The sequence below is a fragment of the Azospirillum humicireducens genome, assembly GCF_001639105.2.
Taxonomy (GTDB): domain Bacteria; phylum Pseudomonadota; class Alphaproteobacteria; order Azospirillales; family Azospirillaceae; genus Azospirillum; species Azospirillum humicireducens.
On record NZ_CP015285.1, the window covers coordinates 2174627 to 2198981 of the forward strand.

At 69.2% G+C, this 24355-nt stretch carries 25 protein-coding genes; 10 read left to right on the plus strand and 15 right to left on the minus strand.

The window, feature by feature from the left end:
• The first annotated feature begins 37 nt into the window (after nt 1–37).
• Both A6A40_RS10120 and A6A40_RS10125 read left to right on the plus strand, forming a co-directional pair.
• On the plus strand, nt 38–1060 hold the full coding sequence (locus tag A6A40_RS10120; RefSeq protein ID WP_063635284.1) for an amidoligase family protein: 1023 nt from the start codon (nt 38–40) through the stop codon (nt 1058–1060).
• Between the two features lie 13 nt (nt 1061–1073).
• On the plus strand, nt 1074–1850 hold the full coding sequence (locus A6A40_RS10125; RefSeq protein ID WP_063635285.1) for a gamma-glutamyl-gamma-aminobutyrate hydrolase family protein: 777 nt from the start codon (nt 1074–1076) through the stop codon (nt 1848–1850).
• A 172-nt stretch (nt 1851–2022) separates the two neighbouring features.
• Here the strand turns inward: A6A40_RS10125 and A6A40_RS10130 are convergent, their stop codons facing one another.
• From A6A40_RS10130 to A6A40_RS10145, 4 genes are all read right to left on the minus strand, one after another.
• A complete protein-coding gene (locus tag A6A40_RS10130) occupies nt 2023–2448 on the minus strand; it encodes a hypothetical protein (RefSeq protein WP_063635286.1) in 426 nt (141 codons plus the stop codon).
• 210 nt (nt 2449–2658) lie between these two features.
• Nucleotides 2659–3429, minus strand: a complete 771-nt coding sequence (locus tag A6A40_RS10135; RefSeq protein WP_063635287.1) for an OmpA family protein — start codon at nt 3427–3429, stop codon at nt 2659–2661.
• Nucleotides 3426–3983 carry a DUF4398 domain-containing protein gene (locus tag A6A40_RS10140; RefSeq protein WP_063635288.1) on the minus strand — a complete coding sequence of 186 codons (558 nt, stop codon included), beginning with the start codon at nt 3981–3983 and terminating at the stop codon, nt 3426–3428. The genes A6A40_RS10135 and A6A40_RS10140 overlap by 4 nt, the downstream gene beginning before the upstream one ends.
• Before the next feature lie 127 nt (nt 3984–4110).
• Nucleotides 4111–4749 carry a DedA family protein gene (locus tag A6A40_RS10145; protein WP_063635289.1) on the minus strand — a complete coding sequence of 213 codons (639 nt, stop codon included), beginning with the start codon at nt 4747–4749 and terminating at the stop codon, nt 4111–4113.
• A gap of 144 nt (nt 4750–4893) precedes the next feature.
• Between A6A40_RS10145 and A6A40_RS10150 the strand changes: the two genes are divergently transcribed.
• From A6A40_RS10150 to A6A40_RS10160, 3 genes are all read left to right on the plus strand, one after another.
• The gene (locus tag A6A40_RS10150) at nt 4894–5565 is read left to right on the plus strand and encodes an NnrU family protein (protein ID WP_063635290.1); all 672 of its coding nucleotides are present in this window, start codon (nt 4894–4896) and stop codon (nt 5563–5565) included.
• 80 nt (nt 5566–5645) lie between these two features.
• The gene (locus A6A40_RS10155; protein ID WP_063635291.1) at nt 5646–6080 is read left to right on the plus strand and encodes a CBS domain-containing protein; all 435 of its coding nucleotides are present in this window, start codon (nt 5646–5648) and stop codon (nt 6078–6080) included.
• A 35-nt stretch (nt 6081–6115) separates the two neighbouring features.
• Nucleotides 6116–6382 (plus strand): DUF2934 domain-containing protein, encoded by a 267-nt coding sequence (locus tag A6A40_RS10160; RefSeq protein WP_063635292.1) that lies wholly within the window; start codon nt 6116–6118, stop codon nt 6380–6382.
• Between the two features lie 18 nt (nt 6383–6400).
• Here A6A40_RS10160 and A6A40_RS10165 read toward each other — a convergent pair whose 3' ends face one another.
• The 3 genes from A6A40_RS10165 to A6A40_RS10175 all read right to left on the minus strand — a co-directional run bounded on the left by A6A40_RS10165 (nt 6401) and on the right by A6A40_RS10175 (nt 8156).
• Entirely contained in the window at nt 6401–7162 is a 762-nt protein-coding gene (locus A6A40_RS10165; RefSeq protein WP_063635293.1) for a cold-shock protein, read from the minus strand.
• A 174-nt stretch (nt 7163–7336) separates the two neighbouring features.
• Nucleotides 7337–7534: a hypothetical protein gene (locus A6A40_RS10170; RefSeq protein WP_082860776.1), complete on the minus strand. Its 198-nt coding sequence runs from the start codon at nt 7532–7534 to the stop codon at nt 7337–7339.
• A 55-nt stretch (nt 7535–7589) separates the two neighbouring features.
• On the minus strand, nt 7590–8156 hold the full coding sequence (locus A6A40_RS10175; RefSeq protein WP_063635294.1) for a hypothetical protein: 567 nt from the start codon (nt 8154–8156) through the stop codon (nt 7590–7592).
• Nucleotides 8157–8403: 247 nt separating this feature from the next.
• Between A6A40_RS10175 and A6A40_RS10180 the strand changes: the two genes are divergently transcribed.
• Entirely contained in the window at nt 8404–9318 is a 915-nt protein-coding gene (locus tag A6A40_RS10180) for a solute carrier family 35 transporter (RefSeq protein WP_082860777.1), read from the plus strand.
• Nucleotides 9319–9383: 65 nt separating this feature from the next.
• Here A6A40_RS10180 and A6A40_RS10185 read toward each other — a convergent pair whose 3' ends face one another.
• The 7 genes from A6A40_RS10185 to A6A40_RS10215 all read right to left on the minus strand — a co-directional run bounded on the left by A6A40_RS10185 (nt 9384) and on the right by A6A40_RS10215 (nt 17549).
• Nucleotides 9384–11966, minus strand: a complete 2583-nt coding sequence (locus A6A40_RS10185; RefSeq protein ID WP_063635296.1) for an ATP-binding protein — start codon at nt 11964–11966, stop codon at nt 9384–9386.
• A 148-nt stretch (nt 11967–12114) separates the two neighbouring features.
• A complete protein-coding gene (gene maiA / locus A6A40_RS10190) occupies nt 12115–12765 on the minus strand; it encodes a maleylacetoacetate isomerase (protein WP_063635297.1) in 651 nt (216 codons plus the stop codon).
• 51 nt (nt 12766–12816) lie between these two features.
• Nucleotides 12817–13521: an ABC transporter ATP-binding protein gene (locus A6A40_RS10195; protein ID WP_063635298.1), complete on the minus strand. Its 705-nt coding sequence runs from the start codon at nt 13519–13521 to the stop codon at nt 12817–12819.
• Between the two features lie 12 nt (nt 13522–13533).
• Entirely contained in the window at nt 13534–14358 is an 825-nt protein-coding gene (locus A6A40_RS10200) for an ABC transporter ATP-binding protein (protein WP_082860778.1), read from the minus strand.
• Nucleotides 14355–15302, minus strand: coding sequence for a branched-chain amino acid ABC transporter permease (locus A6A40_RS10205; protein WP_063635299.1), 948 nt, complete (start codon nt 15300–15302; stop codon nt 14355–14357). Before A6A40_RS10205 ends, A6A40_RS10200 begins: the two co-directional genes overlap by 4 nt.
• A gap of 13 nt (nt 15303–15315) precedes the next feature.
• A complete protein-coding gene (locus tag A6A40_RS10210) occupies nt 15316–16191 on the minus strand; it encodes a branched-chain amino acid ABC transporter permease (protein WP_063635300.1) in 876 nt (291 codons plus the stop codon).
• 191 nt (nt 16192–16382) lie between these two features.
• Entirely contained in the window at nt 16383–17549 is a 1167-nt protein-coding gene (locus A6A40_RS10215) for an ABC transporter substrate-binding protein (RefSeq protein ID WP_063635301.1), read from the minus strand.
• Between the two features lie 446 nt (nt 17550–17995).
• Here A6A40_RS10215 and paaX point away from each other — a divergent pair, with 446 nt between their 5' ends.
• The 4 genes from paaX (at nt 17996) to A6A40_RS10235 (ending at nt 22063) form a co-directional block, all read left to right on the plus strand.
• Complete coding sequence (gene paaX / locus A6A40_RS10220) at nt 17996–18940, plus strand: phenylacetic acid degradation operon negative regulatory protein PaaX (RefSeq protein WP_063635302.1); 945 nt, start codon at nt 17996–17998, stop codon at nt 18938–18940.
• Between the two features lie 124 nt (nt 18941–19064).
• A complete protein-coding gene (locus A6A40_RS10225) occupies nt 19065–19550 on the plus strand; it encodes a BLUF domain-containing protein (protein ID WP_063635303.1) in 486 nt (161 codons plus the stop codon).
• Nucleotides 19551–19800: 250 nt separating this feature from the next.
• Nucleotides 19801–20829 (plus strand): hypothetical protein, encoded by a 1029-nt coding sequence (locus A6A40_RS10230; RefSeq protein WP_063635304.1) that lies wholly within the window; start codon nt 19801–19803, stop codon nt 20827–20829.
• 181 nt (nt 20830–21010) lie between these two features.
• Nucleotides 21011–22063: a 2Fe-2S iron-sulfur cluster-binding protein gene (locus tag A6A40_RS10235; protein WP_063635305.1), complete on the plus strand. Its 1053-nt coding sequence runs from the start codon at nt 21011–21013 to the stop codon at nt 22061–22063.
• 16 nt (nt 22064–22079) lie between these two features.
• Here the strand turns inward: A6A40_RS10235 and A6A40_RS10240 are convergent, their stop codons facing one another.
• The gene (locus A6A40_RS10240; RefSeq protein ID WP_063635306.1) at nt 22080–24161 is read right to left on the minus strand and encodes a methyl-accepting chemotaxis protein; all 2082 of its coding nucleotides are present in this window, start codon (nt 24159–24161) and stop codon (nt 22080–22082) included.
• Between the last annotated feature and the right edge of the window lie 194 nt (nt 24162–24355).

The window sequence follows — 24355 nt, forward strand, 5'->3', positions numbered from 1 at the left end:
GGGAACAGCGTCGGGAATGGGGTGTTGATGGCTTGCAATGATCCATCCCTTCCTCCTCCCCCCGCTCCGCACCACCCCCCAGGGCACGCCGCGCCGCGTCGGGGTGGAACTCGAATTCGCCGACCTGGACGCGCCGTCGGCCGCATTCTGCGTGCGCGAGCTGTTCGGGGGCACGGTCATCGTCGAAAACCCGCACCGATGTCTGGTGACCGGCACCGGCCTGGGCGATTTCACGGTGGAACTGGACATGCGCTCCGCCCATCCAGGCAAGGGAGGGGCCGCGGTGCTGGACCCCTTGCGCCCGCTGTGGGGCAACATCGGCAGTCTGGTGATGCCGTTCGAGATCGCCGCCCCGCCGGTGACGGTGGAGCGGATGCCGGACCTGGAGAGGCTGGTCGCCTGCCTGCGCGATCGCGGCGCCGCCGGGACGGAGGCGAGCCCCCTCTTCGCCTTCGGCCTGCATTTCAATCCGGAGGTGGCGCGGACGGACGGCGATTATGTGCTGGACCACCTGAAGGCGTTCCTGATCCTGGCGCCCTGGCTGCGGCGGGAGATCCGCGTCGATCCGACCCGCCGCCTGTCCGGCTTCATCGCCGCCTTCCCCGCCGCCTATGCCGCCAAGCTGGCCGATCCGGCCTATCGCCCCGACCTGGGCGGCCTGATCGACGATTATCTCGCCGACAACCCCACCCGCAACCGCGAGTTGGACCTGTTCCCGCTGTTCGCCCATCTTGACCGCGACCGGCTGGCCAGGACGATGGAAGACCCCCATATCCGCCCGCGCCCGACCTTCCATTACCGGCTGCCCAACGCAAGGCTGAGCGATCCGGACTGGTCGCTCGCCGCCGACTGGAACCGCTGGGTGGCGGTGGAGCGGCTGGCGGCCGACCGCGCCCTGCTGGACGGGCTGGGCGCCGAGTACCGGCAGGTGGCCGAGACGCAGGAGCCGGAGCGCTGGGCCGAGCGGATCGACGGCTTCCTCGCCGCGAACCCCGCCATCCACGGCCCTCCTGTCGCTGACGATGGCGCTGCGGGCGACACGCTGCGGCAGGCCGGCTGAAAGGGAACCTGCCATGGCAGCCATCATCGGAAGACCCCGGCCGCTGGTCGGCATCACCGCCTCCGTCCATGGCAGCCGCATCGCCGCCATGGCCAACCGGTTAGCCCTGTGGCGGGCCGGCGCCGCATCGGTCCGCATCACGGCCGAGGCGCCCTTCCCCATCGACAGGCTGGATGCGCTGGTGGTCGGCGGCGGCGACGACATCGACGCTGCGCTGTATGGAGAATCCGCCCGGCCGCATATCCGCATCGACCCCGAACGCGACCGGCTGGAGATGCGTGCGCTGGACTGCGCCGCCAGGCTCGACCTGCCTGTGCTGGGCATCTGCCGCGGGTCGCAGATGATCAACGTCCATCGCGGCGGTTCGCTGCACATCGACATCCACGAGGTGTACGAGGAAGCGCCGCACATGCGCACCGTGCTGCCGCGCAAGCGTATCCGCATCGAGCCCGACAGCCGGCTGTACCGCATCCTCGGCATCGCCGAATGCCGGGTGAACGCCCTGCATCACCAGTCGGTGGACCATGTCGGCGACGGCCTGCGCGTGGTTGCCCGCGAGCGCGCCGGCATCGTCCAGGGCATCGAGGCGCCTGACGAGCCCTTCATGATCGGCGTTCAGTGGCACCCGGAATATCTGGTGACGGACAGCCGTCAGCAGGGTCTGTTCCGCCGGCTGGTCGCCACCGCCATGGGCATCGCCCCGCTGGACGACATCGCCGGAACCGCGCAGCCCGGCGCCGGCCGGACCGAAGCCCGGCCCGCCCGCCGGTCGGCGCGGGCGCCGGGCTGACGCCGTCCCAAGTCCAGGCAGCCGCCGCATTTCCCCTCTGTCCTGCGCGCCCCGCCGCGCCATCCTCATCGAGGACGCCCGGCCCCGAAGCCACACTTGTCCAAAACGCCGCGGGCGCCGCCGGAGGAATGGCTCCGGCAGCGCCCGCGTCGTCATGGCCTTGATGCGGACGTTACTGGCTGCTGCCCTGGTCCGGGCCGCAGTTCGGAGTGCCCGGCGGGCAGTGGGTGCCGGTCGCGGTCTGGTTGTCGCGCGGGATGTTGCTACCGGTGTTGTTGCCCATGCCAGACGGCGCGGTGGTCACGCCCGGCACCGACGAACCCGACATGCTGCCGCTGGAGGTGCCGGTCGAGCCGGCGGTGCCCGGGGCGTTCAGCGGACCGCCGCCCGTCGAGCCGGCAGACGGAGAGGTGGTGGCGCCCGGCGGGGTGCGGACGACACCGTCCGGACCGGTGTAACCGCTGCTGCCGGTCGGCGCGGTTTCCATGGCGCCGGGGCTCTTGAGGGCGCCGGGGCTGCCTTGCTGGGCGGTCTGGGCCATGGCCGGAACAGCCATCAGGAGTACCGCCGAAACGGCGCCGATCATCAGGGTACGCATCCTCGAACTCCTTCATGGTGGCAACGCCTCGCAGTCGGGCGTCTTTCGGATCGGGGCTGATGGCGGACCCTGCATCGCGTATCGCGTCTGCCGGCCGGGCCATCGCCTCCTTCACCTGATTCAACAAGGCAATCCGGTCATGGTTTCGGTGGGTGAATGCGCTTTTTCCCGGAAATCAACGGCAAAGGCGCATCCGCGCGGGTGCCCCCGTCAGCGGGTCTGCGCCACCGTGCCGTCGTCGGAGATGATGATCTCGACACGGCGGTTCTGCTGGCGGCCGGCATCGTTGCTGTTGGACGCGACGGGCTGCGCCTCGCCCATGCCCTGGGTGACGATGCGCGACGGCGGAACGCCACGCGCCGACAGGGCGTCGCGGACGGCCTGGGCACGGGCTTCCGACAGGCGCAGGTTGGTGCTGTCGCTGCCGGTGTTGTCGGTATGACCCTCGATCCGCACGGTGCGGGCCGGATGCGCCTGCAGGAACTGGGCGAGCCGATCCATGCGCTCATAGGCGCCTGGGGTCAATTCCGCCCGGCCGGTGGAGAACAGGATATCGCCGAGCGTCATCACGAGGCCGCGCTCGGTGCGCTGGGCCTGAAGGTCGCGCAGCTGCTGCTCCAGCTCGGTGTTGCGGGCCTGGAGGCGGTAGGTGTCGGCGTTGGCGACCACGGTCTGGGCACCCTTCACCCCGGCAGTCTCCTGCGCGATCTGCACGCGGCGGGTGGCGATGTAGGCCTGATGATCGACCTCGGAGGCACCGGCGCCCTGGTCGCGCAACGCCTCGGCCCGGCGCAGGGCCTGCTCGGCGTCGCGCAGCTGCAGCGGGGCATTGCCGGCGATCTGCGGGTTGGCAGCGGCGAGGCTGTAGTCCTGGCGCGCCTGGGTCAGAGCGGCGCTGTCGGTCGGCTGGGTGGCGCAACCGGCGAGGCCGAGACCGAGACCGGCCAGCACCAGTAGGGTGCGGGGAGCCAAGGCGTTCATTGGCGCACCTCCGGATAGCTGTAGCCCCAGCTGTTGCCGCTGCCGGTGCCGAGCGACCCGGCCGGAGCCGGCGGGACGGCGGATGGCGCGGAGGAACTGGAGCCGGAACCGGTGGCGGGCAGCGTGCCGAGCGACGACCCGCTGTAGACCGGTGCGGCACGCGGCGCGGCAGTGGGGGAAGTCGCCGACTGCGGCATGGTCGGGGTGGCGGACTGGCGGACCGCGGTGGCGGCCTGCTGGGTCACGGCGCGCTGGGAGGTCACCGTCGCCAGTTCGGCATCGACGCGGGCCTCCTCGGCCAGGCGGCGGGCGCGGGTGCGCTCGTCGGCGCGCATCGCCTTGTCGGCGGCGGCCAGCTTGTCGCGGGCGCTCTGCAGGGCGACCGGCGCATATTGCAGGGCGTTGGCGCGCTCCGCCTCCTGCACAGCCTGGGAGGCGGCACCGAGCTGGGCGGTGGGCGGCGGCACGTCGGAGGCGCAGGCGGCCATGCCGAGCGCCGCCGACAGGACGGCGGCGGCACGCCACCGGTTCGTCGTTGCGGAGTTGCAGGTCATCGCGTTGGGTCCTTTCGCAAGCGGCTCATACCGGAAATCCTGGCCGACTCTGCCGGCCGTAAGGCCATGTCCGTTCGGGTGGTTCGCGCCTCCAACGCGCAAGCGGCCCTGAATGTTCCATGGCGCCTCATCCGCCGCTGCGCGACACACCGCTCCGTGACGCGCGGCGGCTGTCGCGGCGATGACGGACCAGCCGCAGCGCATAGGCGCCGATCAGGGCGATGAACAGCAGCAGAGTCGCCGGCACCATCAGGTCGGCGATCCAGGGGAAACCCACCCGCACCAGATAGCCCGTGCAGGCCAGCGCCAGCGACCACAGCGTCGCCCCCGCCGCCGCATAAAGCAGGAACACCCCCATCGGCAGCCCGCAGGCCCCGGCGGGAACGGAGATCAGGGTGCGCAGGCCCGGCAGGGGCTGGCACAGCAGGACGGCAAGGCCGCCGCGCCGGGAGAACCATCCGGTGGCGCGATGGACCTGCTCCGGCTTCACGGTCAGCCAATGGCCGTGGCGGCCGAGAAAGGCCTCGAACCGCTCGCGCCCCATCCAGTGGGCCGGCGCGTACCACACCAGCTCCCCCACCGCGGAGCCAAGCCCGGCGGCCAGCGCCACCAGCAGCAGGTTGAACTCCCCCGTCGCAGCGCCCATGCCGGCCAGCGGGATCACCGTCTCCGCGGGGATCGGCGGCAGCGCGCGGGCCAGGATCAGCATCAGGAAGATGCCGAGATAGCCGAACTGCTGGACGATCTGGATGATCCACTCGGTCATGTGCTCGATTGGGTTGGCTGTGGAGTGCGGCTTCGATACTGTGAACCGCGCGACCGGTGCGGGCGTTCCCCCGATTGCGCACCCAAGCTCCTCTTGACCCGGGTCAAGGCATGGGTCGTTCGTATACGGTTTGGTGTCTCCATCATGACCGCATCCCTCGCCCTTGCCGCCGCCCTGCTGTTCTTCAGCCATGCCCTGCCGTCCTGGCCGGGGGTGCGGCCCGCCCTGATCGCCCGGCTCGGCCGCGGCGGTTTCGTGACGATGCACTCGGTCGGCTCGCTGCTGACGCTGACCCTGTTCGTGCTGGCCTACCGCGCCGCCGACGGCGGGGAGGTGCTGTTCACGCCCTTCGGCTGGGCGGCCCCGCTGGTCGCGGCGGTGATGCCGGTGGTCTTCCTGCTGCTGGTCGCCCGCATAACCACCCGCTTCGGCAGCCAGGGCGCGCCCAACCCGCCCCGCGGCATCTACCGCCTGACCCGCGCGCCGGGCAGTCTGGCGTTGCTGCTGTGGGCATGCGCGCATCTGAACGCCACCGGCGACGGACGCCGCGTGCTGCTGTTCGGGACCATGGCGGCCATCGCGCTGTTCGCGCTGGTGAAGAACGAGATCGTCCTGGGCCGCAGTCCGGCCGGCCGCGCCTTCCGGGCGGAAACCTCGCTGCTGCCGCTGGCCGGACCCCAGGGGGTGCGAGGCGCGCTGACGGGACTGGCGGAGATGGGGCCGGCACGATTGGCAGGGGGGCTGGCCGCTTATGGGGGCATGCTGTTGCTGCACCCCTGGCTCTTCGGGGTGGATCCCCTCTACTGGGTAGGTTGAGCGCGACGGCGGGCTGGCGCATCTGTTGAGACGGGACCGGAGTACCGCGCCTCACCGCCACTGTGCCAGGAAGCCCCCGCATGAAAATCCGCGAGATCATGACCCGCGACGTGCAGACGGTCCGGCCCGACGACAGCATCCGCCGGGCCGCGCAATTGATGGACGCGTTGAACGTCGGCATCCTGCCCGTCTGCGAAGGGCGGGATCTGGTCGGCGTGGTGACCGACCGCGACATCACCGTCCGCGCCATTTCGGCCGGAAAGCAGCCCGACCGCTGCAAGGTGGCCGAGGTGATGACCACCAATCCCCGCTATTGCTACGAGGACGATCCGGTCGGCAGCGTCACCGAACTGATGGCGGGCCAGCAGATCCGTCGCGTGCCGGTGGTCGACCGCAACGACCGGCTGACGGGCATCGTCTCGCTGGGCGATCTCGCCACCGAGGCCAAGAACGACCGCGCCGTGCAGGGCGCGCTTGAGCGGATCTCCTCCCCGTCCCAGCCTGACCGCAGCTGACCGGCCCGCACCCCTTCGGATTGGAACCGAGAATCATGGAACACACACTGGGTCCTGACGACCCACGGGTCCGCGAACGTGCCTATCGGCTTTGGGAAGAGGAGGGGCGGCCCGAACACCGCCATCTCGACCACTGGGCGCAGGCCGCCCGCGAGATCGAGGAGGAGGACCGCCGCAACTCGGGCGGTCCCCGCGTCAACAGCCCGGACGCCGGGCTTGCCGTCCCCGACGACCCCGCCGCCCGCAACCAGCGGGAAGCCGCGGAGCATCTGGGGCAGTCCACAGGACCGTCAGACCGGTAGGGCGGGCGGCGGAAGCTGTCACTCGACTTTGAGGCTGACCGCTTCCATGCCCTTTTCGGTCTGGCGGACGGTCATGCGCACGCGCTGTCCGTCGTCCAGGCCGCGCAGGCCGGCACTCTCCAGCGCGCGGGCCGGGATGAACACGTCGCGCCCGCCGCCGTCGGGCTGCGCGAAGCCATAGCCCTTGCCGCCGTTGAACCACTTCACGGTGGCGCCCATCTCGCTGGTCGGGCCGCTGTCCTGCTGCGGCCGACGCGGACCGCGATCCTGGAAGCCGCCGCGGTCCTGGCCCCGATCCTGGAAGCCGCGGCCGGGGCCACGGTCCTGGAAGCCCCCCCGATCCCCGCCCCGATCCCCGAAGTTGCGGTCACGCGGACCGCCGGCATCGCGGCGCGCGCCAAACCCGCGGTCGCCGCCCCGATCGCCAAAGCCCCGATCCCCGCCCCGATCCCCGAAGCTGCGCTCGCCGAAGCCACGGTCGCGACCCTGCGGACGGGCCGGAGCGGCGGCGGTGGAGAGGTCGACGGAATGCAGGACGCTGACCTGCTGGCCCTTGCGGTCCTCGACGATGTCGACGACGACGGTGGCGCCGTCCGGCAGGGTGGTGTGGCCGGCGGGCACGACGAGCGAGGCCGGCAGCAGGGCGTCCTTGCCGCTGTCCCCGACCTTGACGAAGCCATAGCCGCGTTCGGGGTTGAACCATTTCACGGTGGCCGTCACCTGGGTGGCGACGACGTTGGGCTGACGATAGACGTGGCTGCGGGGCGGCTGATTGTACATGGGAAACCCGAACTCCGGCAAACAGAAGCGGCGCCCGAACCGGTCCGGACGCGGACCGGCGGACACCAACCCCTGACACATCGCCCGTCGCGGCGGCTTTGGCAAGTCGGGACCGCTCCGAATAGGCCGGACAGGCTGGAAAATCTCACAGCCGGAGCATCGCCCCATCAGCCGTCAGCCCATCAGGCGGTCCATCAGTCGGTCGGGCACCGGCGGCGGTTCGCGCGGGGGCACCGGGATCGGGACCGGCGGCTCACCCAAAGGCGGACGGGAGGGATCGCCCGGCACCGGCAACGGCTCGTCGGGACCGACCGGGGGAATGGACGGCTCGCGCGGTGGAGACGGCGGAAAAGGACCAAGGCTGAATCTCATGCTCGGTGTTCTCCTTCGGTGGAAGGGCAGCAGCGATTGGAAGGGACGCGGCGGGTCAGCCGCCCTGGCCGCCGGGTGCCGTCTGTGACAGGCGGCGGGCGTCGTTCAGGCTTTCCAAGCAGCGGCCCTCGTCGCCGTCGCGTGCGGCGCTGCGGGCCGCCGTGACCAGGGCCTCCAGTTGAGCGTTGCGTGCCGCCTGCCCCATCAACCCGTTGGACCCGCCGGGGCCGCTGTCCGGCATCGCGCGGGAATTGGCCTGCGGAGCGACGGAGGGGGCGGTCGGCATGTTGCTGCCGGTCGCCGGGGGGTCGATCACCGACCGGTCGCCGACGGCGGGCGGGGCCACCATGCCGCCGGACTGGGCCAGCCGCTCGCTGCCGGTGCCCGAGCCGGAACCGGAGCCCTGCTCGTTGTGCTGGGTCGAACCGGACAGGCCGGGTGCCGTCCCGTCGGGGACGGCGACCGGCGGCGGTTCGGTCGACAGGCCGCGGTTGGCGGCGAATTGCTCCACCATCGCAGCGCATCCGGTTTGTGCGGCAGCCGGCTGGACGGTCAGAAGCCCGGCCGCCAGCAAAAGCGCGAGGGGGGCGATGGGGCCAAGCCTCGTGAAATCTGTCCGCATCGGTCGCTTCCTCCTCGGTTGGCTCTGCCGCGGACGGCATGTGTCAACCGAGTCAACGGCCACCGGCCGGGCCTGGTTCCGTTGCCCAAGGTCCGATGACCATGGTCTGGCGGCCAAGGTCTGGCGGCCGGTTCCGGTGGCGGGACGGGAGAGAGGTCCGGCCATGCAGCTTGCTCATTTCGCGGGCAGTCGGCGGTTGCTGTAGAGTGCCGGTCCCCGACCTCCACCAAAGGTTCACAATCCCATCATGATCGCCAATATGGCTGCGCTCGGCGCGGCGCTGTGCTGGGCCGCGGGCGGCCTGATCGCCATCGGGCCGGTGCGGGTGCTCGGCTCCATCGCGTTCAACCGCGTGCGCCTGACCATCGTCGCCGCGGTCCTGCTGGTCGCCACCACGCTGCTGGGCGGCTGGGAGACGCTGGACACCGGCGCGGTCCTGACGCTGGCCCTGTCGGGGGCCGCCGGCATCGTGATGGGCGACATGGCGCTGTTCTGGTCGCTCAGCCGGCTGGGGCCGCGGCGCAACGTGGTGATCTACGCCGCCAACGCGCCGTTGACCGCCCTGCTCGGCTACACCCTGCTGGGCGAGGCGCTGGGGCCCTGGACGACGCTGGGGATCGTGCTGGTGACGCTGGGGGTGATGCTGGCGGTGGCCCTGCGCTCCGGCTCCACCCACAATTGGGAAGCGGTGCAGGGCAGCCTGCTGGCCGGCGTCGGTGTCTGTCTGGTGGCGGCGGTGGCGCAGGCGGTGGGATCGGTGATCGCCAAGCCTGTGATGGCGGCCGGTGCCGATCCGGTCGCATCGGCCACCGTGCGGGTGACCACGGCGGCGCTGATGTTCACCGCCATCGGCGCCCTGTCGGCGCTGCGCAGCGGCGATGCCGCGGCGGCCGGCGGCGGCCTGCTGCTGCCGCGGGGCCTGACGCCGAAGCTGGCCCTTCAGGTCGCCGGAAACGGGCTTCTGGGCGTCGGGCTGGGGATGACGCTTCTGCTGGTCGGGCTGGCCCATGGCAATGCCGGGGTGGTCGCCACCCTGTCGGCCCTCAGCCCGGTGCTGATCCTGCCGATGATGTGGCTGATGACCGGCCAGCGCCCGTCGCTGGGTGCCTGGGCCGGCGCCGCGGTCGCCGTGGCCGGCGTGGCCCTGATCGTCAACCGCTGATCCTCAGGCGCCCATCCTCAGCCGCCCATCCTCAGCCGCCGATCCTCAGCCGATGGATGCGGGCCTCAGCGCGCCCGCTCCACCGCGACGCCCAGGGTGGGCAGCGCCGCCTGGAGCGCCGCTGTGGCGCGGTTGACGGCCTCGCGCAGCTGCGCCTTCAGCAGCGGCACGTCGGAGCGCTCCTGTTCGCAGGCATGCTGCAGCTTGCGGGCCAGCCGCGACAGCTCCAGCAGGCCGACATTGCCGGCCAGCGACACCATGGCATGGGCATCGGCGGCAGCGCCCTTCATGCTCTCCGCCTCGCTGATGCGGTCGGAGCGCAGGGCAAGTTCCGCCAGCGTGCCGGTGACGAAGCGGGGAAGCACATCGGCTCCCAGCGTATCCGCCAGCGTGTCCAGGGTGGTGCGGTTCAGCACCGGGGTGCTGCCGGACACCGGAGCGACGCCGGCCAGCACGGCCGCCTCCTCCGTGTCGCCGCCGGACTGGACAGCATCCGCCGCAGCCTTCGCGTCGGCATCCGCCTTGGCCTCCAGCCAGCGGTCGACCGCCGACAGCAGGGTGTCGCGCTCGATCGGTTTGGTCACATGGTCGTTCATGCCGACATCCAGGCAGAGCTGCAACTGATCTGCCAGCGCATTGGCGGTCAGCGCGATGATCGGCACGGCACCCCGCCGCCCGCCGAGCTGACGGATCGCCGCGGTCGCCTGCAGGCCGTCCATCCGGGGCATCTGCATGTCCATCAACACCAGATCGAATTCTCCGCTGCGCACCGCCTCCACCGCCAGCACGCCGTCCTCCGCCACCTCGACCGTGTGGCCTGCCTTGCACAGGATGGACGAGGTGACGATCTGGTTCATCGGGACATCCTCGGCCAGCAGGATGCGGGCGCTGCGCTTGGCCGCCCCCTCGGTCCGCCGCTCCACCGCGCGGCCGGGGGCGGCCTCCACCGGCAGCGGCAGTTCGAACCAGAAGGTGCTGCCGACGCTCGGGCTGCTCTGCACGCCGATCCGCCCGCCCATCAGTTCCGACAGCTGTTTGGAGATGATCAGCCCCAACCCGGTGCCGCCGAAACGCCGCGTGGTGGATCGGTCACCCTGGCTGAAGCGCTGGAACAGGTTCGCCAGATCGGCTACCGGAATGCCGGGTCCGGTGTCGCTGACCGAGAAGCGGACCAGGGCCGGCGCCCCCTCTCCGCCGCCGTCCGCCTCCCCCGACAGCAGGCCGACGGAGACCAGCACCGATCCGCGTTCGGTGAATTTCACGGCATTGCCGACGAGGTTCAGCAGGATTTGGCGGATACGCGCCTCGTCGCCACGGACGAAGCGCGGCACCGTGCCGCCCAGCGACAGCTGCAGCAGCAGCCCCTTCTGCGAGGCGGCGTTGCTCATCAGGTCGCGACAGTCGCGCAGCAGCCGGTGCAGGTCGAAGGCGCGCTCCTCCAGCTCCAGCTTGCCGGCCTCGATCTTCGAATAGTCCAGGATGTCGCCAATGATCGCCAGCAACCCACGGCCGGCCTCGCGCTGAAGCGAGACATACTGGCGCTGCTCCGGCGTCAGGTCGGTGCCCAGCAGCAGGTCGGCGAAGCCGATGACGCCGTTCAGCGGCGTGCGGATCTCGTGGCTCATGGAGGCCAGGAATTCCGACTTCACGCGGTTGGCCGCCTCGGCCTCGGCGCGGGCGGCGGACAGCTCCTCCTCATAGCGCTTGCGCTCGGTCACGTCGCGGACGACGCCGACCACCACGAACACGCCGTCGGCCCCCACCGTCGGCCGCATGCTGGATTCGACCCACAGGTAATGACCGTCACGGTGGCGCAGCCGGTGGGTGAAGGTGACGGGCGGCGATCCCGGCAGCATGCCGGCGAAGGCAATCGCCGCGCTTTCCAGGTCGTCGGGGTGCAGCAGGTTGGCGGGGGCGTGGCCGATGAGGTCGGCCGGATCGTGGCCCAGGATGTCGCGCACCGATGGCGACAGGTATCGAACCGCCCCATCCGCCTTGATCTCCAGGATCATGTCGGTGGCGTTGTCGGCCAGCAGGCGGTAACGGGCCTCGCTCTCGCCCAGCCGCAGCTCGGAACCATGATGGCGCTGCTCGCGCAGCAGCAGGCCGCCGAGGAACAGGGTGCCGAGCGGCACGATCGCCAGCATGGGCGCCGCCGTCCGCCCCGCCACCTGCAAGGCCAGATCCAGGTTGGGAAGCAGGACGAGGGTACAGAGCGACGCCAGCCCCAGAAGCAGGCCGAACGAGAGGAGCGACATCGCACCCAGCACGAGCCGGCGCCATTTCACCCAGGCGGCGAAGCCGATGCCGACCAGGAAGGACAGCCCGGCGTTGGCGATCCCGGCCTCCATCCCCACACCGCCCAGGGAGAAGCGGTAGCCGGCCACGCTCGCCGCCGCCATCGCTGCGGAGATCGGCCCGCCAAACAGGGCGGACAGCCCGATCAGCGGGGCCCGCGCATCGATGAAGATGCCCGGTCCGACATGGATCGGGTGGACCATCGAGAACAGCGCGGTCAGCGCCATCACCACGCCGAAGACGACCTGACGGGTGATCTGGCTCCAGCCGCAGGACCGGCGGATCAGAAAGGTGTAGGCGAGGACGACGAAGGCGCTTGCCGCGATGTTCTCGGCAAGATCGTAGGCCATCGAAGAAAAGTTGCCCAACATCGCCCGGCCGTCGTCCCTACATCGCTTCCCCTACCTCTATACCACGGAAGGGTGTCGCGAAACCGCTAACACCAATGATGGGATGTGATTTGGACGGGACAACAGCGGGATGCCATACGCCCACGCCTCAGGCGTCCGCGTCGGGCTGGCTGTCGGGGGCGGCGGCGGCGAAGGCCGGCAGAACACGGCAGGCCTCGTCGATCCGCAGCAGCGTCGGACAGCCGTCCAGCGGACAGGCCATCCGGCGGGCATTGAACAGCTGCGGCACCAGCAGGATGTCGGCCAGCCCCGGCACATCGCCGTGGCAGAAACGGCCGGTGCGCGGATCGCCGGCCAGCTGTGCCTCCAGCGCGGTCAGCCCGATGGCGATCCAGTGACGATACCAGCCATCGACCTCCTCCTGGCTGTGCCCCATCGCCTTCAGACGGCCCAGCACCCGCAGATTGTTCAGCGGATGGACGTCGCAGGCCAGCGCCAGCGCCAGCGCCCGCACCCGCGCGCGGCCCAGCGCGTCGGCCGGCAGCAGCGGCGGGCTGGGATGGGTTTCGTCCAGATACTCGATGATGGCGAGCGACTGGGTCAGCACATGATGACCGTCCGGCCCATCGACCTCCAGCGCCGGCACCAGATGTTCCGGGTTGAGATCGGCATAGGGCGGCTTGGCCTGCTCACCCCGGCGCAGATGGACGAAGGCCTGCTCCGGCACCAGCCCCTTCAGGTTCAAGGCGATGCGCACGCGGTAGGCGGCGGAGGAACGGAAGTAGGTGTGGAGTTTCAAGGGGTTCTGGTCCGTTCTGGTGTTACGGCGGCGATCCGGCATCGGAGCCTGTCACAGGCCGAGATACGCCTGCCGCACCCGCTCGTTGCTCAGGAGCGCGGCACCGCTGTCGCTCAGCACGATCTCGCCGGTCTCGATCACATAGCCGCGGTCGGCGATGGCAAGCGCCGCGTGGGCGTTCTGCTCCACCAGCAGGATCGTCGTGCCCTCGCGCTTCAGCCGCTGCACGGCGTCGAAGATCTCCGCGACCAGCAGCGGCGCCAGCCCCATGCTGGGTTCGTCGAGCAGGAGCAGGCGCGGTTTCGCCATCAGCGCGCGGGCCAGCGCCACGATCTGCTGCTGGCCGCCCGACAGGGTGCCGGCGGGCTGGTCGCGCTTGACCTTCAGCACCGGGAACATCTCATAGAGCCGTTCGATGTCGTCGTCGGGCTTGCCGCTGCCGCGGCGGAAGGCGCCGAGGCGGAGATTGTCCTCCACGCTCTGCGGGCCGAACAGCTGCCGGCCCTCCGGCACCTGCACCACCCCTTCGGCGACGCGGCGCGACGCCTTCATCCGGGTGATGTCGCAGCCGTCGAAGGTGATGCGCCCGCTGCTGGCGGGATGGACGCCGGACAGGGTGCGCAGCAGCGTCGTCTTGCCGGCCCCGTTGGCGCCGACCAGCGCCACCAGTTCGCCCTCCCGCACCGACAGGCTGGCCGATTTCAGCGCGTGGATGCGGCCGTAATGGCTGTTGAGGCCCTCGATCTCCAGAAGCATGAGTGGCCCTCCTTACGGTGCCGCGCCGAGATAGGCGGCGATGACGTCCGGGTTGGCCGCCACCTCCTGCGGCGTGCCTTCGGCCAGCATGCGGCCCTGGTTCAGCGCGGTGATCCGGTGCGAGATGCCCATCACCATCTTCATGTCGTGCTCCACCAGGACGATAGTGACGCCGCTCCCCGCCACGGTCTTGATCACCTCGTCGATCTCGCGGCTTTCGGTGGCGTTCAGGCCGGCTGCCGGTTCGTCCAGCAACAGCAGTTTCGGTTCGGACGCCAGCGCGCGGGCGATCTCAAGCCGCTTCAGCGCGCCGTAGGGCATGGAGGCGGCATCGGCGTCGATGTACTTCTCCAGCCCGACCTCGGTCATCAGCTGGGCCGCCCGGTCCTTCGCCTCGCGGTCCTTGCGCACCAGCGAGGGGAAGCGGAACAGCGCCGGCAGCAGCCGGGTGTTCAGGTGCAGGTGCCGCCCCACCATGACGTTCTCCAGCGCCGTCATGTTGAAGAAGATCTGAAGGTTCTGGAAGGTGCGCGACATGCCGCGGGCCGCCAGCCTGTAGGGCGCCATGCCCGACACGTCGGCCCCGTCGAACAGCACCCGGCCGCCCGACGGCTTGTAGACGCCGGTCACCAGATTGAACAGCGTGGTCTTGCCGGCACCGTTCGGACCGATGATCGAATGGATGTCGCCGGCCGCGATGGTGAAGCTGAGATCGCCGACGGCGAGCACGCCGCCGAACTCGCGGCTGAGATGCTCCACCTGCAGGATCGGCGGGCCGACGCGGCGGGCCTGGGCCGCGATGTCGGCGGCGAGATCGGTCGTGGTCAGCATGTTCATGCCCGCCTCCGCGCCGGGATCAGCGCCGCCAGGGTGGGAAGAAGGCCCTTCGGCATGAAGACCATCGTCGCCATCAGGATGCCGCCCAGCACGATCTGCTGGTAATCCTGGAAGACGGTCAGCGCCTGCGGCAGCAGCGTCAGCACCACCGCCCCGACGACGGCGCCGAAGGTCGACGCCATGCCGCCGAACACCACCATCGTCACCAGCTCGATCGACTTGAAGAAGTCGGCCTTGGCCGGGGTGATCAGGCCGGTGTAATGGGCGAACAGGCTGCCGGCCACACTGGCGAACACCGCCGACAGCACGAAGACCAGCACCTTGAAACGCGCGGTGTCGACGCCGACCACCTCGGCCGCCACTTCCGACCCATGGACGGCGCGCAGCGCCCGGCCCATCGGGCTGTCGATCAGATTCAAGGACAGCCAGACCACGCCCAGCAGGAACACGCCGACCACCCAGTACCAGACCTTCTCGCCATACAGCTCGAGGCCGAAGATCCTGAACGGCTCAACCATCATGCCGTCGGGGCCGCCGGTCAGTCCGCTTTCGGTGCGCAGCACGATCGACACGATGATGCCGATGCCGAGAGTCGCCATGGCGAGATAATGGCCCTTCAGCCGCAGGATCGGCTTGGCGACCAGGAAGGCCATCAGCCCGACGAAGACGGCACCGGCCAGCAGCGCCAGCACCGGCGGCCAGCCGTAACTGCCGACCAGCACGCCCGACGCATAGGCGCCGATGCCGAAGAAGCCGGCATGGCCCAGGCTGATCTGCCCGGCATAGCCGATCAGCAGGTTCAGCCCGACGCAGACCACGGCGTTGAAGCCGGCCAGGATGGCGATGTCGAGATAGAAGTTGTTGGGCAGGAAGGCCGGCAGGACCGCGATCACCGCGCCCAGCGCCAGAAGCCCGGTCAGCCGCCCGTGAAGGAGTGCGTTCATCGGCTTTAAGTCCTTACACCCGTTCGGTGCCGCGCTTGCCGAACAGCCCGTTCGGCATGAAGAGAAGGACGGCCAGGATGATGACGAAGGCCACCGCATCCTTGTAGGCCGAAGAGATGTAGCCGGCGCCCAAGGCCTCGGCGATGCCGACGATCAGCCCGCCGGCCACCGCACCCGGCCCGTGGCCGAGCCCCCCCAGCACCGCGGCGGTGAATCCCTTCAGCCCCAGCATGATGCCCATCTCGGTGTAGGAGAAGGTGATGGGGGCGACCACCGCCCCGCCGATGGCGCCCAGAGCCGCCGACAGCGCGAAGGAGGCCAACACCACCCGCTTCACGTCGATGCCGACCAGCTGCGCCGCCAGACGGTTGTGCGAGGTGGCGAGGATCGCCTTGCCGGTCAGCGTCTTGGCGAAGAACAGGCCGATGGCGACGATCAGCACGCCGGCCGTTCCCACCACCCACAGCGATTGCGGCTGCATCGAGGCGCCCAGGATCTGGATCGGCGTTTCGCCGGAGAAGGCGTCCAGCCGCTTGAAATCCTTGCCCCAGATCAGCTCGGCGACGCCGCGCAGGAAGATCGACGCGCCGATGGTGATGATGATGAGGGTGACGGTGGAGGCGTTGCGGGCGCGTTCGACCGCGAATTTCGCCACCAGCACCCCGACCAGCATGGCGCCGCCGCAGCCGATCAGGACCGCCAGCGGCAGCGGCACGCCCGACGCGGTCAGGGTGGCCGACGCCATGCCGCCGACCATGATGAACTCGCCCTGGGCGAAGTTGATGACATGGCTGGCGTTGTAGATGATCGAAAATCCGAGCCCCGCCAGCGCATAGATCGCGCCGATGGTCAGCCCTGACAGCATGTATTGCAGCAGTTCCGCGAACATCGTTGGGTTCCAAAACTCCCTCTCCCGCCCCGGGAGAGGGAAGGGGCCCATGCGCAGCATGGGAAGGGTGAGGGTGCGGCAAGGATCCAAGCTCTTAATCCTTGGATTCCCCCTCACCCTCCCCGCCTTCGGCGGGTCCCCTCCCTCTCCCGGGGCGGGAGAGGGACGCTACGCGCGACGGAGCGTATTCGTCACTTCACCAGCGACCAGTCGCCCTGCTTCACCTCCACCATGTGGAAGGCGTCCAGCGTCAGGCCCATGTGGTCCTTGGCGCTCATGGTCACGGTGCCGCCGGTGCCGACATAGCCCTTGGTCTGCTCGATGGCGTCGCGCAGCTTGGCCTTGTCGGTGCCCCCGGCGCGCTTCACCGCGTCCAGCGCGATCATCAGACCGTCATAGGCATGGCCGGCGAAGGTCGAGACCTCGGTGTTGAAGCTGTCCTCGTAGACCTTGGTGAACTCGGTCACGACCTTCTTCTGCGGGTCGCTGTCGGGCAGTTGGGCGGCGACGACCAGACCGGCGGCCGGCAGGCGGACACCCTCGGCGGCACCGCCGGCCAGCCGGATGAACTCCTTCGACGCCACGCCGTGCGACTGGTAGAGCGGCAGCGAGATGCCGAGCTGGCGGTAGTTCTTGGTCACCACCGCGGGGCCCTGGCCCAGGCCGAACACCAGCACCGCCTGCGCGGCGGCGTTGTTCTTGATCTTGGTCAGCTGGGCGGTGACGTCGGTGTCCTTGGCGCCATAGGTCTCATCGGCGACCAGTTCGATCCCGCGCTCCTTGGCGACGGCGATGGTCTGCTCGCGGCCCGACTTGCCGAAACCGGAATCCTCCGACAGCAGCGCCAGCTTGGTCAGTCCGCGCTTCTTCATGTCCTCCATCACCTTTTCCGCGGCCATGCGGTCGGTGTGGGGGGTCTTGAACACCCATTTCTTCACCGGCTCGACGATCACCACGGCGCCGGCCAGCGAGATGAAGGGCACGCCGGCACGCTCCACCAGCGGCACCGCCGCCATGGTCGCCGCGGTCGTGGTGCCGCCGACGATCACGTCGACGCCGTCGCTCTCGATCAGGCGCTTGGTGAAGGAGGCCGCCTTGTCGGCCGCGCCGCCGTCGTCATAGACGGTCAGCTGCACCGGACGGCCATCGATGCCGCCCGCCTTGTTGATGCGGTCGGCATACAGTTCCAGCACCTTCTTTTCCGGATCGCCGAGGAAGGAGGCCGGACCGGTGGCAGAGACGAAGGCGCCGACCTTGATCGGGTCCGCGGCTTGCGCCGCCCCGGACAGCAGGCCCGACACCGCCGTCATGGCGGTCAGTGCGGTGAAGGCGATGGTGGCGAACAAGCGTTTGCGCATGATGTCCTCCCTTGGGCTGCCCGCCTTGACACCGGACCGGGCGGCGGCCCGATCCCGGCGCGGCGGGACGATTTGCATCACATAATGTTTCAAAAGAAACAGTTTCGAAAGAAGATTTTCTGCTGCAGTGACCACAATCGAAGTACGGATGTTGCCTGCTGCCTTCGTTTCCCTTTCCGATCCCGCCAGCTTCGGCGCAAAGGATCGCCATTTCGTTTTATGACACAATTTTCCCTTAGTGAACCACCGTAGTGTATCACTTTAATGATTGTCAAACGGAAAGTCCGGATCACATCCTATCGGCCGCCGGTTCGCTTCGTCTCCGGCCGTCCGCGCCGTCGCGGCACTGGCAGAACCGGGGCCAGGTTTCGTATACAACTCCGTCGCACCAACCAGCCCGGCTCCACCCGCACCACAAGCCGTACCGATAAGGACGTCCCCACCGCATGGCCCGCCCGCGTCGCCCCGAAGACCTTGCCGCCCAGCTGACCGAGACGATCGCGCCGCGGGCGAAGTCGCTGATCATCACCGTCTATGGCGACGCCGTGCTGCCGCATGGCGGATCGCTGTGGCTGGGCAGCCTGATCGACCTGATGGGCCTGTTCGGGATGAGCGAGCGGATCATCCGCACCTCCGTCTTCCGGCTGTGCAAGGACGATTGGCTGACCAACACCCAGATCGGCCGCCGCAGCTTCTACCGCGTCACCGACAGCGGAAAGGAACGCTTCGCCGCGGCGGAGCGGCGGATTTACGCGCCGCTGGCCCGCGAATGGGACCGCGGATGGGATCTGCTGATGGTGCCGCCCAACGCGCTGGACGCCGAGACGCGCGACGCCCTGCGGCGGGAACTGACCTGGCAGGGTTTCGGCACCGCGTCGGCCACCGTCTACGCCCACCCCAACTGCGACGAGGCGGCGATGCACCGCTCGCTGGCGGAACTGGGGGTCGCCGACAGGATCGTCCACATGAAAGCCAGCCTGGACCGGCAGGAAGGGTTCGGGGCACTGCGCGATCTGGTGCGCGGCTGTTGGGATATCGATCAGCTCGAGCACGACTATGCGGTATTTCTGGATCACTTCCGTCCGGTCTGGGTGGCGGTCGATGCCGCCGATACGCCGGATCCGGCGGTCTGCTTCGTCCTGCGCACGCTGTTGATCCACGATTTCCGCCGCATCCTCCTGCGCGACCCGATGCTGCCGCCCGACCTGCTGCCGGCGGACTGGCCGGGTCAGGAATCGCGGATGCTGACCCGCAACCTCTACCGCCGGCTGGCCGCTCCATCGGAAGCCTTCCTGATGCAGGCGGCGACCACCGCCAACGGACCGCTGCCCGATGCGCAGCCGGCCTTCCACGGCCGGTTCGGCGGGCTGGAGACCATACCGGTGGGCTGACCAGCGATCTGCGACAAAGAGCACCGGCCAACGCCGCTTCCTCGGCCTAAAGTTCATACATAAAATACAACCTATCGCGGTAAGCTGGGATCGTCACCCGAACGACCACCTCCGGACTGCCGCCATGCTGACCATCGCCTACCGCAGCGAGGCCGTTGACCGACTGCCCTACAGCGCCCTCGCCGACATCTGCCTGTTCAGCGCCCGCAAGAACCGGGAGTTGGGGGTGACCGGCTTCCTGGTGGAGTTCGAGGGTATCTTCCTGCAGGTGCTGGAGGGTGACGCCGATGTCGTGGAGCCGCTCTACGCCCGCATAGCCGCCGACCCGCGCCACCGCAATGTCGAACTCCTCCTGCGCGAGACCTCGGCCGGGCAGCCGAACTTCGCCTTCTGGGCGATGAATTTCGGGCCGCTCGACACCCCGACCTTCTGGCAGGCGGTCTTTGGCTCTCCGGTTCGGATCGAAGAGTTCCGCCGCCGGTCGCACGATGCAGACTTCGCGCTGGATGTGCTGACGCGGGCCTACATGCATGCCTGCATCGCCGCCGAAATCGATGCCGCGGCACGCGATCTGGTGCGCGGCAACATCCCCTGCTTCGAGGCCACCTGACCCCGCCGGGGCCCAGTATCGCGATACTCAATCTCTGGACAAAATCAGCTTTGCGAACGAATTGATCTGGATCAATTCGGCGCATTATCGCGCATTAGTTTTTGAAATCAAACGCTTGACCGCATTTTCCGGGCCGGATTAAGTGATACAGATGCCGTTGATGCTGCGGAAATTTTGTGTCATATAAAGACCACAGGGCGCCGATGGAAAAGTGAGCGCCCGCGGAATGCCCCCCGGAGGAAACGCCCCCATGTCCAAGGACTACACCCCCATCGCCAACACGATGGAGTTCCCCCCCGCCACGCCGCAGCCGAACGTCTATCCGCTGTCCTGGGTGTCGCAGACGAAGAAGCTGGAAGAGGTCTACGCCGCGGCCCAGCGCGAGAACTGGGATCCGGCAAAGCTGCCCTGGGACAGCTTCGACGTGTCGCGCTACAGCTGGGAGGAGCGGGAGGCCATCGCCTATTGGTGGACCATCCTGTCGGTGTTCGACGCGTCGGCCCCGCCGGTCTTCGCCCATGCGCTGATCAAGACCTACGAGGTGCATGAGGAGGACCCCGTCCGCCGCTGCTTCTTCTCCGTCACCCGCGACGAGCAGAACCACGAGCAGATGTGCGGTCTGGCCATCACCAAGCTGCTGGAGGCCACCAGCCCGCTGACCTACGAGCCGAAGACCGATCTCGGCCGCCGTCTGCAGAAGAACGCGCACTGGCTGTACTACAATGGCGGGCGCTATTGGGACGGCTACAAGAAGGCGGTTCCGAAATATTCGCTGGCCGTGCTGTTCAGCTCCTTCCTGATGGGCGAGATCGCGGCGGCGACCATCTTCCACCAGATGGCGGCCGGCTGCAGCGAGCCGGTGTTCAAGGAGGCCTTCCGCAACATCGGCCGCGACGAGGGCCGCCATATGGCGATCTGCATGTCGGTGATGGAGCGCGACTATCCCCATCTGGCGGTGGAGGACAAGTCGGTCATCACCAAGCAGATCCGTGCCGGCTACCTGTTCCTGTCCGCCGTGCTGTTCGAACCGCCGCCCCAGTTCTGGGACCTGCCCGACGACTTCATCGCCACCCAGCGCGAGGCCGAGGCGATCGCCCGCAACGCCGGCTTCCACATCCCGGATTACGAGGCGAAGAAGGAGAACTGGCGCAACGCCATGCTGAACCTGAAGGGCGTGCTGGACCGCTACAACATCCCGTTCCCGGCGATCCCCGAGGTCGGCATCACCGGCGAGGAAGTGCGGGACGTCGACATGGACGAGATCATTCCGGTGTTCTGAGGTCCATCCTCGCGGCCCCCTCCCTCCCACGGCTACGCCGCGGGCCCCTCCCTCCCCCGCTTTCAGCGGGAGAGGGTGGATCTGCAGTACGGCGCCGGTCCCCTCTCCCACCGAAGGTGGGGGAGGGTTAGGGAGGGGGCATCACGTCGCCCACCCTCCACCCCGCACAAGGATCCCCCCGGTGAGCCGCATCCGCCTCCACCCCTCGGGCCGCACGGTCGAGTGCCGTGACGGCGAGACCGTCCTGTCGGCGCTGGAACAGGCCGGCTACGCCCTGCCCAACAACTGCCGCGCCGGCGCCTGCGGCGAATGCAAGGTCAAGGTCCTCAGCGGCCAGTTCGACCAGGGCATGGTGCTGGACATGGCGCTGTCCCAGGGCGAGCGGAAGGACGGCTATGGCCTGATGTGCATGGCCAAGCCGATCTCCGACGAGCTGGTGATCGAATACGGAACCGCCGACGCCCAGCCCAAGCTGTTCCCGCCGCGCGAGAATGTGCTGTTCATCGTCACCGACCGCATCCGGCGCACGGCCCGCATCGTGGAACTGCGCCTGCGCCCGCTGGGCCAGCCGCTGCGCTACTGGCCGGGCCAGTATGTGATGCTGGGCGATGCCGCGGCCGGCGCGCCGCCGCGCTGCTATTCCATCGCCAACGCACCCCGCCCGGACGGCGAGATCGTGCTGCAGGTGACGCGCGTCGACGGCGGCCCGACCAGCGGCTGGATCCACGACACGCTCACCGTCGGCAGCATGGTGAAGCTGTCCGGCCCCTACGGCACCTTCATCGGCGACCCGTCGGTGGACAGCCCGGTGCTGTGCATGGCTGCCGGCTCCGGCCTCGCCCCCATCCTGGCGCTGACCGACGCGGCGCTGCGCCGCGGCTACCGCCCGCCGGTGACGCTGCTGTTCTCCGCCTGCACCAGGGCGGATGTGTACGAGTTGGGTCTGCTCAGCTACTGGCAGGCCAAATACCGCAACTTCAAGGTCAAGGTGACACTGACGCGGGAGGAGGCTGCCGGCCATCTGAAGGGCCGCATCCCCGCGATCCTGCCCGGCCTGTTCCCCGACCTGTCCGGCCACGCCGTCTTCACCGCCGGCAGCCCCGCCTTCGTCGAGGCCTGCGTCGCCGCCGCCCGTGCGCTGGGCGCCCGGGACGACCGGATCCACAGCGAAGGCTATGTCTCCCAGCACATCCCGGAAACGCTGCCGGCCGACCGGCTGATGTCTGTGGGCTGAAACGGACGGATCAGCCTCACGCCTTGCGGACACCGGCGATGAAGCCGTCGATCTCGCGGCTCAGGTCCTTCGATTGGCCGGCAAGCGCGGCGGCGGCGGCAAGAAGCTGATCGGCCGCCGCCCCGGTCTCCCCGGCGCCTGCCCGGATGTCGCCCATGCCGCCGCTGACCTCCTGCGCCCCATCGGCGGCCTGGATCACGCTGCGGGCGATCTCCTGGGTCGCCGCCGCCTGCTGGTCCACCGCCGCGGCGATGCCGGACGCGATGCGGCTGACCTGGGCGATGGTTTCGCTGATGCCCTGAACGGCGGTGACCGCCTCCTGCGTGGCGTCGCGGATGCCCTTGATCTGGCCGACGATGTCCTCGGTCGCCTTGGCGGTCTGGTTGGCGAGGTTCTTGACCTCCGACGCCACCACGGCGAAGCCCTTGCCGGCCTCGCCTGCGCGCGCCGCTTCGATGGTGGCGTTCAGCGCAAGCAGGTTGGTCTGCCCGGCGATGGAGTTGATGAGCTCCACCACCGCGCCGATCCGCTCGGCACTTTCCGCCAGCACGACGACGGCCTCGTCGGCCCGCTTGACGTCGGTCACCGCGGCGTCGGCGATGCGGGCGGATTCGCCAACCTGCCGGCCGATGTCCTGGACCGACGCCGACAGTTCCTCCGTCGCGGCGGCGGCGGTCTGCACATTCTCCGCGGCGGCGCGGGCGGACGCCGCCACCTGCTCCGAGCGGCCCAGGCTCTGGTCGGCGATGCCGGTCAGGCCGCGCGCGGTCGATTCCAGCTGCTGGGCGGCCGACGCCAGCGCCCCGGTCAGCCCGCCGACCCGCTCCTCGAAGCCTTTCTGCAGATCGGCGAGCGCCGCGGCGCGGGCCTCCTTGGCCTGCCAGTCGGCCTTCTGCTGACGGTCCAGTTCGCGGGCGCGGACCAGCCCTTCCTTGAACACCTCGACCGCGCGGGCCATGCCGCCGGCTTCGTCGTCGCGGTCGGCCCCCGGCACCGCGGTCTCCAGGTCGCCGGCCGCCAGCCGGGTCATCGCCCCGGTCAGCGACGCCACCGGACGGGCAATGCCGTCGCCGACCTTCCAGGCCACCAAACACCCCAGCGCGACGCAGCCCAGACTGACCAGCACGGTCAGCAGGGTCAGCCGGTTGGCGTCTGCCATCACGCTGGACTGCGGCGCCGCCACCATGAAGGACCAGACACCGTCGGCACCGGCGAAGCGGATCGGCGTCAGCCGCAGGTAATGCGGCGCGCCGTTCAGCGGCAGGATCCCGTCGAAGTCACGCCCTTCGGCCACGGCGCGGCGGGCGGCCTCGGGCAGATCGTCGGCGGACTTGGACAGACGGCCGCCGTCCGGATGGGCGACATAGAGGCCGGAGCCGGTCAGCACCGCGGCGTAACCGTCGCCATAGGGCTTCACAGCGCGCACCAGATCGGTCAGACCGGTCAGCGCCATATCGACACCGGCGACGCCGATGACGCGCCCGCCCTTGCCGCCATCCATCACCGGGGCGGCGGCGCTGGTCATCAGCCGCTTGGTGAAATCGTCGAGATAGGGTTCGGTCAGCACAGCTTTCCGCGCGTTGGCCGCCGCCTTGTAATAATCCTTCTCCTGCACGTCGGAGAAGGGGAAGCCCTCGCTGTCGTCGGCCTGGACCCCCTTGTCCCCCGGCAGCCACAGCAGGCTCATCCGCCCTGTCTTCGGCAGCCCGAGGATCTCGGTTGCCCGGTCATGATCGGCGAAATCCCGGTCGCGCCCGTCGAACCCGTCGTCGGCCATGTCCACCCACACACCGGCATAAAGCGGATTGGCCTCCGCCGTCCGGCTCAGGAAACGGTTCACCGTTTCACGCCGCGGGCTTCCGGTGGAGCGCTCCACCTCCACCAGCGCCGCGGTGGCGCGGGCGGCGTTCAGGGCGGTGGACAAATCGGCGGCCACCCTGGCGCCGTGGCGGTCGGCCGTTTCGGCGGCGAGCAGCACGGCGGCGTTGTGCGCGGCATCGCGCGTCAGAACCAGCGACACCGCCGTAACCGCCGCAGCCCCCGCCGCCAGCACGGCGGCCACACCGATGATGATCTTCGTCCGGAAATTGGCCTTCATCGCGACACCGTCGTCCGGTCCGCCCAAAGTTCCGGAATGAACGGATAGGCGGCACCAAATGGGGAAAGGGGGCCACCTTATATTCGATAACGAACAGCTGGCATGCGGATTCTTGCGATTCGATGACGGTTCGTTCAATTACCCGGATGGCCATGAATCGCGATACCGACGGCCCGGCGAAATGCTGCACACGC